This is a genomic window from Streptomyces crystallinus (genome assembly GCF_039521265.1).
Taxonomy (GTDB): Bacteria; Actinomycetota; Actinomycetes; order Streptomycetales; family Streptomycetaceae; genus Streptomyces; species Streptomyces crystallinus.
Map to the genome: position 1 here is coordinate 109,454 of NZ_BAAACA010000035.1, position 14,831 is coordinate 124,284.

13 protein-coding genes are annotated in these 14,831 nt (G+C 74.8%); 8 read left to right on the plus strand and 5 right to left on the minus strand.

Annotated features, from left to right (window positions below):
• The first annotated feature begins 13 nt into the window (after window positions 1-13).
• The 8 genes from ABD236_RS24660 to ABD236_RS24695 all read left to right on the plus strand — a co-directional run bounded on the left by ABD236_RS24660 (window position 14) and on the right by ABD236_RS24695 (window position 7,480).
• The gene (locus ABD236_RS24660) at window positions 14-883 is read left to right on the plus strand and encodes a class I SAM-dependent methyltransferase (RefSeq protein WP_344076878.1); all 870 of its coding nucleotides are present in this window, start codon (window positions 14-16) and stop codon (window positions 881-883) included.
• Between the two features lies 1 nt (window position 884).
• Window positions 885-2,312 (plus strand): tryptophan 7-halogenase, encoded by a 1,428-nt coding sequence (locus ABD236_RS24665; RefSeq protein WP_344076880.1) that lies wholly within the window; start codon window positions 885-887, stop codon window positions 2,310-2,312.
• Entirely contained in the window at window positions 2,309-3,466 is a 1,158-nt protein-coding gene (locus ABD236_RS24670) for a hypothetical protein (protein WP_344076882.1), read from the plus strand. Before ABD236_RS24665 ends, ABD236_RS24670 begins: the two co-directional genes overlap by 4 nt.
• A complete protein-coding gene (locus ABD236_RS24675) occupies window positions 3,463-4,263 on the plus strand; it encodes a DUF6182 family protein (protein ID WP_344076884.1) in 801 nt (266 codons plus the stop codon). The genes ABD236_RS24670 and ABD236_RS24675 overlap by 4 nt, the downstream gene beginning before the upstream one ends.
• On the plus strand, window positions 4,256-4,891 hold the full coding sequence (locus ABD236_RS24680; protein ID WP_344076887.1) for a LysR substrate-binding domain-containing protein: 636 nt from the start codon (window positions 4,256-4,258) through the stop codon (window positions 4,889-4,891). Before ABD236_RS24675 ends, ABD236_RS24680 begins: the two co-directional genes overlap by 8 nt.
• Window positions 4,888-5,661 (plus strand): alpha/beta fold hydrolase, encoded by a 774-nt coding sequence (locus ABD236_RS24685; protein ID WP_344076889.1) that lies wholly within the window; start codon window positions 4,888-4,890, stop codon window positions 5,659-5,661. The genes ABD236_RS24680 and ABD236_RS24685 overlap by 4 nt, the downstream gene beginning before the upstream one ends.
• Window positions 5,655-6,521, plus strand: coding sequence for a class I SAM-dependent methyltransferase (locus ABD236_RS24690; RefSeq protein ID WP_344076891.1), 867 nt, complete (start codon window positions 5,655-5,657; stop codon window positions 6,519-6,521). Before ABD236_RS24685 ends, ABD236_RS24690 begins: the two co-directional genes overlap by 7 nt.
• A gap of 167 nt (window positions 6,522-6,688) precedes the next feature.
• Window positions 6,689-7,480 carry an alpha/beta fold hydrolase gene (locus tag ABD236_RS24695; protein WP_344076893.1) on the plus strand — a complete coding sequence of 264 codons (792 nt, stop codon included), beginning with the start codon at window positions 6,689-6,691 and terminating at the stop codon, window positions 7,478-7,480.
• Window positions 7,481-7,601: 121 nt separating this feature from the next.
• Here ABD236_RS24695 and ABD236_RS24700 read toward each other — a convergent pair whose 3' ends face one another.
• The 5 genes from ABD236_RS24700 to ABD236_RS24720 form a co-directional block, all read right to left on the minus strand.
• Window positions 7,602-8,489, minus strand: coding sequence for an ABC transporter permease (locus ABD236_RS24700; RefSeq protein WP_344076896.1), 888 nt, complete (start codon window positions 8,487-8,489; stop codon window positions 7,602-7,604).
• Entirely contained in the window at window positions 8,486-11,107 is a 2,622-nt protein-coding gene (locus ABD236_RS24705; protein ID WP_344076898.1) for an alpha/beta fold hydrolase, read from the minus strand. The genes ABD236_RS24700 and ABD236_RS24705 overlap by 4 nt, the downstream gene beginning before the upstream one ends.
• 119 nt (window positions 11,108-11,226) lie before the next feature.
• Window positions 11,227-12,021, minus strand: coding sequence for a maleylpyruvate isomerase family mycothiol-dependent enzyme (locus ABD236_RS24710; RefSeq protein WP_344076900.1), 795 nt, complete (start codon window positions 12,019-12,021; stop codon window positions 11,227-11,229).
• A 95-nt stretch (window positions 12,022-12,116) separates the two neighbouring features.
• Window positions 12,117-13,514, minus strand: a complete 1,398-nt coding sequence (locus ABD236_RS24715) for an APC family permease (RefSeq protein WP_344076902.1) — start codon at window positions 13,512-13,514, stop codon at window positions 12,117-12,119.
• A gap of 367 nt (window positions 13,515-13,881) precedes the next feature.
• Window positions 13,882-14,769: a LysR family transcriptional regulator gene (locus ABD236_RS24720; RefSeq protein WP_344076904.1), complete on the minus strand. Its 888-nt coding sequence runs from the start codon at window positions 14,767-14,769 to the stop codon at window positions 13,882-13,884.
• Window positions 14,770-14,831: the final 62 nt, after the last annotated feature.

The window sequence follows — 14,831 nt, forward strand, 5'->3', positions numbered from 1 at the left end:
GAGAGAGCACCCCATGACCGCACCCACCACCCCAGCCCTGGACGCCGTCGAGCGCACCGCCCTGCTCACCGCCGCCCTGCGCGCCGCCGAGACCGGCCGGGCGGACCGGCTCTACGAGGACCCGTACGCGGCGGACCTCGCCGGTGACATCGGGCCCACCCTCCTCGCGGAGGTACGCGCCGCCACCTTCCCGCCGGACGAGCGGCGCAGTGTGCCGAGCACCCCGGACTACAACGCGATCCGCACCCGGTTCTTCGACGACTACCTCCAAGAGGCGGCCCGCGAGCCCGGGATGCGGCAGATCGTGCTCGCCCCGGCGGGGATGGACTCGCGCGCCTACCGGCTCGACTGGCCCGCCCACACCCGCTGGTTCGAGATCGACCGGCCCGCCGTCCTCGCGTACAAGAAGGACCGGCTGGCGGGTGTCGAGCCGCGCACCGACCACCGCACGGTCGCCGTCGACCTCACCTCGCCCGACTGGGAGCGGGACCTGATCACCGCCGGCTACGACCCCGCCCTGCCCTCCACCTGGCTCCTCGAAGGGCTGCTCTACTACATCCCCGAGCACGACACCCACCGCATCCTGGAGCGCGTCGCCGCGATCTCGGCGCCCGGCAGCCGGATAGCCGCCGACATCGTCAACTCGGACGCGCTCACACTGCCCCGGATGCGCCCGCTGCTCGAGGTGTTCGCGGGCTGGGGCTGCCCCTGGCTGTTCGGTACGGACGAGCCGGAGGCGCTCTTCGACCGGTACGGGTTCACGGTCTCGGCCCCGCAGCCCGGCGAGCCCGGCGCCGACTTCGGCCGCTGGCCCGACCCGGTGCCGCCGCGAGCCAAGCGCGACCAGCGCCGGGTGTTCTTCGTCAATGGCCGAAGGCGCTGAGATGACGACCACGGAGAAGACAGCCGTCGTGGCGGGCGCGGGCGTCGCCGGGCTCGCGGGCGCGCTGGCCCTGCACGGCGCCGGCTACCGCGTACTGGTCCTGGAGCGCGGCGCCGAGCCGCCGGCCGGACCCGTCGACGCGGCGGCCGGGCGCTGGGTCCGCCCGACGGTCCCCCAGGGCAGCCACTCCCACACGCTCACCTCGCTCGGGGTGAAGGTGCTGCGCGAGCGGGCGCCCCAGGTCCTGGCGGCGGCCCTGGCCGCCAGGGCGCAACTCCTCGACCTCACCGAGGCGCTGCCCCCGGGCGACGGCGGCCGCGAGCCCGGTGACGAGGAGCTGGTGGCGCTCGGCTGCCGCCGCACCGTGCTCGAACTCGTCCTGTACCGGGCCGTCGCGGCCTTGCCCGGGGTGGAGGTCCGGCACGGCCGTACCGTCGACGCCCTGGAGCTGGATCCGGACGACGGCCGGGTGCGCGCGGTGCGCACGGACGGCGGCGAGCGGATCGCGGCCGACGTGGTGATCGACGCCACCGGGCGGCAGGCCGCCGCCCGCGGCTGGCTGCGCGCCGCCGGGGTACCGGTGGCCGAGGACCGGGTGGGCCCCTCGGGGCTGAGTGGCTACACCCGCTTCTACCGGCTGACGGGCGCCGAGGGGCGGCCCGGCCCGCTGGGCCGGGGCAACGCGGCGGGCGACATCTTCGACCACTACGCCGGTGTGCTGCACCCCGCCGACAACGGCACCTTCTCCATCGCCCTGGCGACCCTGCCGGGCGACCGGGCCCTGCACGGGCTGCGCACCCCGGAGGGGTTCACCGCGGCGGCCCGGGCCACACCGGGCCTCGCCGCCTGGCTGGCGGACGGGGTGAGCGAGCCCCTCTCCCCCGTGCACGCCATCACCAGCCCGCCCAACGCCCTGCGCGGCACGGCCACTTCGCGCCAGCGTCCGGTCCCCGGGCTCTTCCCGCTCGGGGACGCGGCCTGTCTCACCAATCCGCTCTTCGGGCGCGGGATGTCGCTCGCCCTGGCCCACGCCTTCCGCCTCGCGGACCTGCTGGCCGCGCACCCGGCCGTGGACCGGGCGCAGAGCCGGGCGGCGGCGCGGGCGGCCGAGGCCCTGTTCCTGCCGTGGTACGAGCAGTCGGCGGCGGCCGACCGCGAACGCATCGCCCGCTGGCGCGGCCACGTCCAGGGGGCGGGCGCTCCCGAGGCCCGGCCGTCGGCCCTGGCGGCGGCCGCCCGCACCGACGGCGTGGTGTGGCGCGCGCTCACCCGGATGCTGATGGGCCTGGCCACCCCCGCCGAGCTGCTCGCCGACGAGAAGCTGCTCGCCCGGGTGCGGGCCGCCGCCCCGGCCCCCGCGCGCCCACGGGCCCCGGAGCGCGAGGAGCTCGTACGGCTGGTCCACGCGGCGGAAGGGGCCCTCGGGTGACCGCCCTTCCCCTGGAGCGACCGCGCCTGCCCGCTCCCGCCGCCCGGCGCGAGCGCGTCCTGCTCGCTCCCATCACCGTGACCCCGTCCAAGCCGCTGACGCCCAGCCATCTCAAGGGGCTGCTCTGGACGGACGTGATGTACCGGGCCACCCGGCAGCTGGCCGACGTCACCTTCCGGTCCAGCCAGACCACCTACCACCCCACCGAACAGACCCTGGGCTTCTGGGAGTTCCTGGACCGCCGCCACGGCGACCGGGCGTACGGGCAGTGCTCGGAGGAGGAGATCGGCGAGCTGTACATGGCCTTCCGCGCCGAGGGCGTCCGCGCCCCCGCCGAGGCCCTGCGCCCGTACGCCGACGCCGTCGAGCACGGCTGGGTCCACCCGGCGGGGCGCCGGGTGCTCGACCTGTGGAGCGGGCACTACGCCGGGCTCGGGCTGCACGACCCGGGCCTGCTCGCCCACCAGCCGCCCGGCCTGGGGCTGGACGAGACGATCTCCTGGCTGCGGGCGCTCGGCCTGTGCGTGGACCAGCGCGAGGTCGGCGGCCCGGTCCACCTCGACACCACCCGGTACGGGCTTCCGCTGCGGCAGATCGTCACGGCCGACGGCCGCCCCAACTACCTCGCCTGCGCACTGCGCGAACTCATGCCGCTCACCGCCGGTTTCGACGAGATCGTGCTCCTCTACGACCGCGAGCTCGACCCGGACCACCAGCAGCTCGCCCATGTGCTGGCGCGGCTCGGGCCCCGTATCCGGCGCGTCCCGGTCGGCCGGGTGCCGATCGACGGGCGGGTGCGCTCGGCCCGGCACGGCGGCTGGGAGCAGAACCACGCGGGCGCGCTGCTCGCCTCGGCCCGCGCCGAGTACGGCGAGCCCGTGGTGCGGCTCGGGATGCGGCTCTACTTCATCGCCACGCTCGGGCCGGGCCAACAGCAGTCCTTCGACGCCGCTCTCGTACGCCAGTGCCTGCGACGGGCCGAGCGGCTGCTGGCCGCCGCGGCGCACCCGGATCCGGCGGACGAGCTGACCGAACGCCTCGCCCGCCACCGGAAGGACCATGTGTACGTCGACCCGTACCGGCTGACGTCGAGCCTGCTCGGCAGGCGCGGCCCGGTGCCGGGCCACGATCTGCTCTCGGCGGTGTTCCTGTGACCCGCGACGAAGCCGTGACTGCCCACGGCCCCGCGAAGGCGGCCGATCCGATGGCGTGCGCCGACCCCGTCGTCCAGAACCGGCTGCGCGCGGCCGCCGCCGACCGGATCCGCGCCGCCCGGCCCGAGCTGGCGGACGCGTACGACCTGGGCTCGGCCGAGGGGCTGCTCGCCGTCCGGGAGCGGCTCGGCGAGGACTCCCCCCAGCACCTGGCGGCCGTCGTCCTCAACCGCTTCGACCTGGCCTCCTGGGCCCGCGCCACCTGCGAGTTCGCCCTCGGGCTCAGTGCTGAGCAGACGGCCCTGTGGCGGCGCTCGTTCACGCGGACGGTCTTCCTCGCGGGCAATCCGGACAACCTCCGCGAGCGCTTCGCCTTCGCGCGTCTCGCCGAGGACGGCTCGGCCGCCTGGACGGCTCCGGGCCCGGCGGCGGACACGGCCGCCCTGCGCAGGCTCCTCAAGCTCTTCGACGGTCCGCGCCCGCTTCCCGTACGGGCGGACACCGTCGTCGAGATCCCGCCGCGCCCCGGCGGCGAGCGGGCGGCCGTCCACCGCGAGCTCCACATCGCGGCGGCCGGCTGCCGGATCTCGGACGCCCTGGTGCACCTCAACCACCTGCTGACGGAGGCGGTGATGGACGGCCTGATCGGCCCCGGCGACACGCTGACGATCCGTCATGTGCCCCGGCTCACCAACCCCACCGACCGCTTCGCCGCCCTGCGCGTCGAGGCCGAACCCACACTCCCCGGCCGGCTCCGCGCCGCCGCCGGACTGACCGAGGAGGCACTCCTTGTCTGACCCCGCCGGCGGCCCGGCCGCCCCCGCCATCCGGCTCGGCTACCACGGCTCGCCCGAGGTCGTCCACGAGATCGCCCGGCTCGCCGGGCCGGGCCACGCCGAGGTGCGCACCAGCCAGTACGACGTCGTCGACCCCTTCCACGGGGTGCGCACGGGCGGCCTCGACCTCATGATCGTGAAGTTCTCGCTGCGCGAGCCGGACCTGGCGGCCAGCCGGGTCCTCACCTACGACGACCGCGCCGCCGTGGTGGGCGCGGGCCACCCGCTGGCCGGGCGCGCGTCGGTGTCCATCGAGGAGCTCGCCGACTACGCCACCTTCCAACGCCCGGGGAGCTTCCCCGACTACGTCTGGGACGAGGTCGTCCCGCCGCGCACCCCGGCCGGACGGCCCGTCGACCGCCGCCACCGGGTCCGCGACATCCCCCGCATGATGGCTCTGGTCGCCGAGGGCGAGGCGGTGCACATCTCGCTCGCCTCGCTGGCCGACGTGGCCCCGCCCGCCATCCGGATCGTCCCGATCCACGACCTGCCGCCCGCCCCGGTGCTCCTCGCCTGGCGGCGCGGGACGCAACTGCCCGCTCATGTCCGGGACTTCGTCACGGCGGCCGAAGAGGCGGCGTCCAGGTGAGCGCGGCCAGGAGGACGCCCGTCGTCCTGCTGCACGCGCTCTCGCTGGACGCGTCGATGTGGGACGCCCAGCGCCGCGCCCTCCAGGCCATCGGCCACCCCGTCATCGCCCCTGACCAGCGCGGCTTCGGATCCGTACCGCTCGGCGAGGAGCCGCCCTCGCTGGACGTGGTCGCCGACGACCTGGCCCGTACGCTCGACCGCGTCGGGGCGGGACCGGTGCTGCTCGCGGGCTCCTCCATGGGCGCCTACACGGCGATGGCGTTCGTGCGCCGCCACCCGGGACGCACCGCGGGCCTGGCCCTGCTCTCGGCCCGCACCACCGCCGACTCCCCCGAGGCGAGGGCGGGGCGGCTCCAGTTCGCGGAGCTGATCCGCGACGACCAGGCGCGCCCCGCCCTCATCGCCCGGACGACCCCGATGCTGGTCGGCGCCACCACCCGGGCGCGGCGCCCGGAGGTCGTCGACCGGCTCCTCGCCGACGCGGCGAAGGCCGACCCGGCGGCCCTCGCCTGGGCCCAGCGCGCCGTGGCGGACCGGCCCGACGCGACGGAGACCCTGCGCGCGGCCGACGTGCCCGCCGTGGTGATCGCGGGCGCGCAGGACGAGCTCGTGACCCCGCAGGAGACCCGGCACACGGCGGCGCTGCTGCGCCGGGGCCGGCTGGTGACCCTGCCGGGCGCCGGGCACCTCCAGCCGCTGGAGACACCCGAACGCGTGACCAGGGAACTCCTGGCACTGCTCGACGAGATCGGAACCCCCGCATGCTGACCGCAGGCCCCGCCGAGGACCACGAGGCTTGGGGGTTCACCACCTCCACCGGCCTCGGCTTCACCCACCACACCGTCGTCGACGCCCACTTCCGCGCCTGCGCGGTCCCCTACCAGGAGCTGCTGGAGCAGGCCCGTTTCCAGCGCGGCTGGCGGGTGCTGGACGCGGGCTGCGGCCCGGGCGAGTTCCTGCCGTGGCTGGCCGAACTGGTCGGACCCGAGGGCCGGGTCCGCGCCATCGACCTGGCCGAGGAGAACGCGGCGCTCGCCACCGAGCGCGTCGCCCGCTGGAAGCCCCCGTGCCCGGTGGACGTCCGCCAGGGCGACCTCCTCCGCCTTCCGTACGCGGACGACTCGTTCGACGCGGTGTGGTGCGCCAACACCATGCAGTACCTGGACGACGAGCAGCTGGCGCTCGCGCTGCGGGAGCTGGTGCGGGTGGTGCGCCCCGGCGGCGTCGTGGCCGTCAAGGACCTGGACGCCCATCTGATCACCGCGCGCCCGGCCGACCCGTACCTCTTCTCCGACTTCTTCCGCGCGGCGGGCAGCACGCCCGGTTACGCGGCCCAGCTCCTGCGCAGCCGTGAGCTCTACCGCTGGCTGCGGGAGGCGGGGCTCGTCGGGGTGCGCCAGCAGACCATGGTGATCGAGCACTACGCCCCGCTGACCGGCCCGGCCCGGGAGTTCTACGGGCTCTCCTGCGCCCGGCTCGCGGAGCAGGCCGCCGGGCTCGGGCTCGACGAGGAGTGGCGGCGCTTCCTCGACCCGGCCGGTCCCGACCACCCGCTGGACGCGCCCGACGGCTACATCAGCGAGGGCAACGTGCTGGCCGTCGGGACGGTGCCGGGCGCCACCGGGTGACCGGCGGGCGCCACCGGTAATCGGGCGGCAATTACCCTCTCATTCCATGCTTGTGCATGCAATGTAGCCAGAGGTAACTTACCCCGCAGGCGCAGACGGCCCGACCAGCCTCGGGCCGCGCCCGTTCACGAGATCGGTCCCGCAAGGGAATTCACAGAGGAGCCCGCATGCCCACCGTCAAGACTTCCAGCGCCGAGGTGGAGTACTTCGTCACCGGCGAAGGCCCCGGCCTCGTTCTGCTGCACGGCACCGGCGGCGCCGCCGAGGGCTTCGCGCACCTCGTCGAGAAGTTCAGCGACAAGCGCACGGTCATCACGCCCAACTACTCGGGCAGCGGCCAGACCAAGGACAACGGCGAGCCGCTCACGGTCGACAGCGTCGTCGAGCAGGTCGCCGCGGCGATCCGCGACGCCGGCGCCGGCCCGGTGGACCTGGTCGGCTGGTCGCTGGGCGCGCTGAACGCCGCCGCGCTCGCCGCCAAGCACCCGGAGCTGGTCAACCGCCTCGTGCTGCTCACCGGCTGGTCCGCCCTGGACGAGCGCCAGCGCCTCTTCTTCGACCTGTGGGCCCGTCTCGACCAGCTCGACCACGACGCCTTCGGCCGCTTCCTCCAGCTGCACGGCTGGACGGACAACCAGATCAACGCGTTCGGCGTCGCGGGCGTCGAGGGGCTGCTCGCCGGTGGCATCCCGGCGGGCATCGGCCGTCAGATCGCGCTGAACCTCCAGGCCGACATCACCGACCTGCTGCCGAAGATCACCGCCCCGACGCTGGTCATCGGCGCCACTCAGGACCGCGTCGTCCCCGTCGAGCACTCGCGCGGGCTGCACCAGGCGATCGCGGGCAGCCGCTACGCCGAGCTGGACGCCGGCCACTTCGCCCTCTTCGAGAAGGCGGACGAACTGACCGTCCTGCTCCAGGAGTTCCTGTACGAGGACGTGGCCGCGGCCGCCGCCTGACACCGGGGAACCGGCCCAAAGGGGCACTCCGCTCGACGGGGTGCCCCTTTGGGCCTTTTCGCGCCCCGCGCCCGGGCACCCCGCGCCCGGCCGGGACGCGCACCGCCCCGGGCCCGTCGCCCTACGACACGATGTCCTTCTTCTCGAAGCCCCGGAACGCCAGCGCCACCAGCACCAGCCCGTACGCCACCGACACCCCCGCGCCCTGGGCCATACCGCTCCACTCCAGATGCGGCTGGAGGGCGTCCGCCCAGGCGAACTGCCAGTGCGCGGGCAGGGCCTTGCGCCAGTCGCCCAGGGCCGTGATCGCGTCCAGGACGTTGCCCACGATCGTCAGGCCCACCGCGCCGCCGACCGCGCCCAGCGGCGCGTCCGTCTTGGTGGAGAGCCAGAACGCCAGCCCGGCGGTGACCAGTTGGGAGACGAAGACGAACGCCACGGCGATGGCCAGGCGCGGTATCGCCTCGCCGGACCCCAGCGAGCCGCCGGTGGGGATCTCCAGCGGCCCCCAGCCGTACGCCGCGGTGCCCACCGCCAGCGCCACCAGCGGCAGCAGGACGATCGCCGCCGCGCTCAGCCCGAGCGCGACCGCCAGTTTGCTCCACAGCAGCCGGGCCCGGGGCACGGGCGCGGCCAGCAGATAGCGCAGCGAGGACCAGCCGGCCTCCGAGGCGACCGTGTCCCCGCAGAACAGGGCGACGGGCACCACGAGCAGAAAGCCCGCCGAGACGAACAGGGCGGTCGCTGCGAAGTTCGCCCCCGAGGCGGTGGCCGTGTCGATCAGGGTGATCCGGCCGTCCCGCCCGGACGGGGTGCCGCCGATGGCGAACGCCGTGACCAGGATGAACGGCAGCGCGGCCAGGATGCCGCCCATCACCAGGGTGCGCCTGCGGCGCAGCTGGCGGGCCGCCTCCACCCGCAGGGGCAGGGTGCGGCGCGGGCGGTAGCCGGGGGCGGTCGCCCTCAGGTCGGCCGCGGCCCCGGCCCCGGTGTGCGTCGGCGCACTCATGCCGATCCTCCGATCAGGGTCAAGAACGCGTCCTCCAGGCGGCGGTGCGGGCCCACGCCCGTCAACGGCACGTCGAGGCGGACCAGTTCGGCGATCAGCTCCGTCGCCGAGGCACCCTCCAGGCGCACCAGCATGCCCTCCTCGGTCGGGGTCGCCGCGCCCACGCCGGGCAGCGCGGCCACCTTGTCGGCGAGCACCTCGGTGACCGGGGTGCCCACGGTGACCAGCAGCGTGTCGCTGCCGCCGGTGATCTCGGCGACCGGGCCCGCCTGGACGAGCCGGCCCCGGTCCATGACCACCAGATGCGTACAGGACTGCTCCACCTCGGACAGCAGATGGCTGGAGACGATGACCGTGCGGCCGCCCTGGGCGTAACGGATCATCACGTCCCGCATCTCGCGGATCTGCGGCGGGTCCAGGCCGTTGGTCGGCTCGTCGAGGATCAGCAGGTCCGGCAGGCCGAGCATGGCCTGGGCGATGGCGAGGCGCTGGCGCATGCCCTGCGAGTACGTCCGCACCGCGCGCTGGAGCGCGTCGCCGAGGCCCGCGATCTCCAGGGCCTCCTCCATGTGCGCGTCCTCGGCGGGACGGCCGGTGGCCTGCCAGTACAGCTCCAGGTTAGCGCGGCCGGACAGATGCGGCAGGAAGCCCGCGCCCTCCACGAAGGCGCCGACCCGCGAGAGCACCGGGGCGCCGGGCCGGATGGCGTGGCCGAAGACGCGGATCTCACCGCTGTCGGGGCGGATGAGGCCCATCAGCATGCGCAGGGTGGTGGTCTTGCCCGCGCCGTTGGGCCCGAGCAGACCGAGCACCTGGCCCTTCTCGACACGGAAGGAGAGGTCGCGGACCGCGTACCGGTCGGTCGACTTGGCGTACTTCTTGGTGAGGCCGGTGATCTGGAGCGGCACCTCGGCCAGCTCCGGGTCGGGGGCGGGGGCCGTGGCGCGGCGGGTGACCAGCAGCCCGAGCGCGATGACCGCGCCCGCCAGCGGCAGCCCCCAGGCCCACCAGGGCACCCCGGCGGGCTCGGTCTTCACACCGGGCGCGGTCGGCACCGTGAGCGAGCCGTCCACCAGCGCGACCTTGTACGTACCCGGCTCGGCCGGGGAGGCGTAGCCGAGGTCGGTGGCGGCGAGCACGAGGCGCAGCCGGTGGCCCGCCTCCACGTTGTGGTCGACGGCGGGCAGGGTGACCTCGACCTCCTTGCCCTCCTTGGCGCCCGCCACCCGGACGGGCGCGACCAGCTGGGCCGGGAGCACCTGCTGCTTGCCGTCGGGGCTCACGTCGTACACCTTGCCGAAGAGCACCGCGTCGGGACCGCTGGAGGTGACCTTGAGGCGGACGGTGGGCGAGCCGGTGACGCGCAGGCCGGGCCTCAGCGGCGCGGAGTCGAAGCGCGCGTACTGCCCGGGGAAGTCGATCGAGAGGCCGCCCACGCCGAGCGAGGACAGGCCCGCGAGCCCCCCGCCGACGCCGGGCACGGCGGAGATCGCGGGCGGGGCGGCGCCCGCCGGGTTCTCGAAGGTCTGCTCGCGGCCGGTGAGCTTCACCTGCCGGGTGCCGTCGGTCAGGCCCGGGTAGCCGCCGCTGGTGGCGCCGCGCAGCTGGGCGGCGCCGTCGGTGGAGCTGATGCCGCCGGTCCTGGTGACCCGGAAGGCGGGGCCGGTGGAGGCGCCCTCGTCGCCCTTGAGGTAGCGGTCGAACCAGGAGGTGACCCGGGCCTCGATCCGGCCGGACTCGCGGTCGCCGCCGTCGTGGCCGCCGGTGATCCAGTCGACCGCGACCGGGGCGCCGTTGGCGCGGATCCGCCGGGCCATGGCGTCGGCCTGGCCGAGCGGGAAGAGGGAGTCGCTCTGGCCCTGGACAATCAGCGCGGGCACCTTGATGCGCTCGCCCACGGCGGACGGGGAGCGGGCCGCCAGCAGGTCGCGCGCCCGCTGGTCCGGCTTGCCGCTGACGGCGACCCTCTCGTACATCTCGCAGAGCTGCTTCTCGAAGGTCTTGCAGCCGCCGCCGGTGGAGAAGAAGATCCCGGCCCAGAGCTTCTTGAACACCCCGTCGGGGAAGAGCGCGTCCGCCAGGTTCCAGTAGGTGATCTGCGGCGCGATCGCGTCGATCCGCTTGTCGTACCCGGCGGCCAGGAGCGAGATCGCGCCCCCGTAGGACGCGCCGGTGACGCCGACGCGCGGGTCGCCCGCCGCGTCCAGCCGCACCTCGGGCCGCCCGGCCAGCCAGTCGACGAGCCGCGAGACGTCCTTCACCTCGAAGTCCGGGTCGTTGAGGCCGATCTCGCCGGTGGAGTCGCCGAAGCCGCGCGCGGACCAGGTCAGCACCGCGAAGCCGTCGCGCGCGAGGTCGCGCGCCTGGGCCCGGACGTCGTCCTTGCTGCCGCCGAAGCCATGGCCCAGCAGGACGGCGGGCCGCTTCTTCTTCGCGTCGCCCGCCGTGAAGTACGACGTGTCGATCTTCGCGCCGGGCATCTCCATCACCCGGTCCTCCTGGTGCACCGCGGGCGCGCCGCCGGCGCCGGTGGCCGTCCACACGCCGGCTCCGGCGAGCACCGCGAGGGCGGCGGCCACCCCGGCCGCCGCCCTCCCACGAGGTCTGCGCAGTCTCATGCCTCCACGGTAAGCGCCGGGTCCGACAACCGAGCCTGCCGCCAGGTGGAGGTCACGGGTGTACTCGCGGCGTACGGGGCGGGGTTCTCGTACCGCGGCGGGAGTACGGCCCCGAGCGGTCAGCCGAAGGAGGCCCGCTCCAGCCAGAAGTCCAGGAGAGCGGCGTCGCCGAGGACCTCGACCTTCGGGCTGTCGGCGGGCAGCCGCCGGTAGAAGACGCTCAGGACGTCGGTGAGCGGGCCGCGCAGGGCGACCGTGGCCTTCTCGTGGGCGCGCCGCCAGCTCACCCCGTCCTCGCCGAGCTCGATCAGCCACTCGGCGCCGGGCGCGTCGGTGGCGTGCAGATGGATGCTGCGGCCGGGGCCGCGCAGTTCGGCGGCGGCCGGGGCCAGCTTGGCGGCCTGGACGTAGGTGACGATCTCCAGCCACTCGTCGATGGTGTCGGCGGCCACCTCCGGCGCCAGCACGTACTCCGCGCCCACGGTCAGGGCCGCGTCCGCCCGGTGGACCACCGTCTCGTGCGTCATCCGGCGCGCCCAGAACCCCGCGGTCGCCTCGCCCGCCCAGCTCCAGGCGGCCTGGTCGGCCCCGGCGGTCCGCAGGGAGTCGGCGCACAGGGCCGCGCCCTCGGCCAGCCAGGCGTCCAGCGCCTCCGGTTCGTCCTTCTCGGGGCCCTCGAAGCCGGGCACGCGCTCCTGGGGGACGGCCGCGGTGCTCTTGGTGCGGACGATCTCGGCGACCCAGCGGTGGGCGCCGCCCACATGGACGGCGAGCTGCCTCAGCGTCCAGTCGGGGCAGGTCGGTACGGTGACGGTGAGCTCGGCGCCGGTCAGGTGGGACCTCAACGCGTCGGTCTGGCGCAGGATTTCGGCACAGTAGAAGTCGTGGTCGAGAGGCGGGTGCGCGGCAGTCATACCCAAACCCTAGGCGGGGCCCGCCCGTTGCGTCCCGCGGAACGACCGCCGGATCCGGACAGACCCCGCCGGGGTGTGGGTGCGGTGCGGGCGCCTCAGACCTGCTCGTCCTCGGGGATGCTCACCAGCCACCGCGTCTCGCGGCGCGGGCGCAGGTACAGCGCCCAGTAGAGGGTGGCGGCGGCCGTGATGCCGCCGGTCCACAGCAGGTAGCGGGTCTCCTGCTGGGTGAGGATGTACGCGAGCACGGCGATCAGGACCACCGGGACCGCGGGCCACAGCGGCATCCGCCAGGCGGAGGTGGCGCGGTGCGCGCCGCGGCGGCTGAGCAGGGCGGCGACGGCGACCAGCAGGTACATGCCGGTGACCGAGACGCCGGTGACGCCGTACAGGGTGTCCAGGTTGACGAAGCACAGGGCCGCGCCGGGGACGCCGACCAGCAGGGTGGCCACCCACGGGGAGCCGAACCGGCCGAGGCGGGAGAGCCCGCGGTTGACCGGCTCGGGCCAGGCCTTGTCGCGGGCCGAGGCGAACAGGACGCGGGAGTTCTGGATGACCATCACGATGCCCGCGTTGACGATGGCGAGGGCCACGCAGAGGCTGACGAAGGTGCCGACGGCCGAGTTGGACCAGGCGGTGACCATGCCGCTGAGGTCGCCGGAGGTGAGCGCGGAGAGGTCGGGGGCGCCGAGCGTGATGGCGATGACGGGGACGAGGATGACGGCGGTGGAGATGGCGAGGGTGGCGAGCACGGTCCGGGCCACGTTGCGGCGCGGGTGCTCCAGCTCCTCGGAGAGGTAGACGGCGGTCGAGAAGCCCTGGGTGATGAAGAGGGCGATGGCGAGGCCCGAGACCACCATCATCGCGGTGACCGTGGAGTGGCCGCCGCCGTCCGCGGCGACCGTGCCGTGCACCAGGGAGGAGGCGCCGCGCTCGCTGTGGGCGAAGCCCAGGACGGCGACGACGGCCGCGGCCACCACTTCGAGCACCAGGAAGATCCCGGTGATCCAGGCGTTGGCCCGCAGGTCGAGCAGGCCCGCGAGGGTGGCCAGCAGCATCACGCCGCCGCCCGCGAGGGGGGCGGGGACATGGACGAGCGGGGCCAGGTAGTCGGCCGTGCCCATGGCGATGACCGGGGGGACGATCATCACGACGAGCAGCGAGAGGACGAACACCAGCCAGCCCGCGAGCCGTCCGGCGAGGGTGGAGACCATCGCGTACTCGCCGCCCGCGCTGGGGATGAGGGTGCCCAGCTCCGAGTAGCAGAACGCGACGCCGATACAGAGCAGTGAGCCGATGGCGATGGTGAGCGCGGTGTAGGTGCCGAGGCTGGAGAAGAGGTCCGGTACGACCACGAAGAGGGTCGAGGCGGGGGTCACGCAGGACAGCGTCAGCAGGGTTCCGCCCACGACGCCGATGGAACGCTTGAGCTTCTTCGGGGCATCGCCGGTGTCCGGGGAGAGGACGTGGGGCGGGCTGAGCGTTTCGGTCATCGAGGTGCGTCCGATCGGCGGGTGGGGGTGTGAGCGGGGAGCGCTATCGACCTCCGGGTGGTGCTCCGGGGCCCGTCCGGCCCCGGTGGTGAGTGGTGGGTCGCTCCCGGGCCGCCATTTCAATCTCCACGCGATCCGCAGGTCAATAGCTGTTCACCTACGGAATCCGTCGGCTCATCGACCTCTCGGCACTGATACGGCGTTAAGAGCGCAACAAAAGCGCAATGTTCGGCCGGTACGGGAACCGCAGCCTCCGCGCGGAAAAAAATTGCCTGATTCCGTATGTCGGAACACCCACTGGCACCCCGTGCGCGCACTCTCGGCACCCCGTGCCATATCTGCGGTTACCGCGGGTCACCATGCCGCTTCACGCGGTGTGCCCGAGCGCCTCGACCAGCGCCCGGACCGGCTCGGCGGGGGTACGCGGGTGGACCGCCTCCGTACGGTGCACCAGCCGCGGCGCCGAGATCCGCACCGCGACCGCTCCCGGCTGCCCGGCCGCCGCCGCGAGGCCGGTGGCGGCGAGCCCGTGCCCGGCCGCGACGAGCCGTACGAGTCCCGCCAGGTCGCCGCCGCCGTACGCGAGCCGGGGCCGGAAGCCGTCGGTGTGGGCGGCGGCGCGGAGCTGGGCGAGGGGGACGGCGGTGTCCGGGGCGTCGATCCAGTGGGCGTCGGCCAGGTCCGCGAGGCGCAGGGCGGGCCGGCCCGCGAGCGGGTGGCCGGCGGGCAGCAGCACGGCCAGCGGCTCCTCGGCGACGCCCACGGTGGCCATCGGCCCGGCGTCGGGCAGCGGCAGCGGGTCGTTCGGGGCGGCGGCCCCGTCCACCAGGCCCAGGTCGGCCTCCCCGGTCAGCACGGCCCGCACCACCGCGTCCGGCCCGAGCACCCGCACCCCGGCCGCCAACCCCGGCGCGCCCCGCCGCACCCGCGCGAGGGCGGCGGCCAGGGAGGGGGTGAGCGCGGCCGGGGTGCAGGCCAGGGTGAGGCGGGTCGGGGGCGCCGCGCGCAGCCGGGCGATGTCGGCGCGGGCCGCGTCCAGGCGCAGCAGCAGCGGCCCGGCGTGCTCCATCAGCCGCTCCCCCGCCCCGGTCGGCCCGACCGGGCGGCGCTCCACCAACTTGGTGCCGAGGTCGGCCTCCAGGGACGCGATGTGCTGCGAGACGGCCGACTGCGTATAGCCGAGCGCGCGGGCGGCGGCGGAGAAGGAGCGGTGCTCCACGACCGCGACGAGGGTGCGCAGCAGATGCGGATCCATGGCCATCAGTATCGCTGATGGCCGGTGCAGGCATCATCGTTGGACGCGATGGGCGCGGGGCT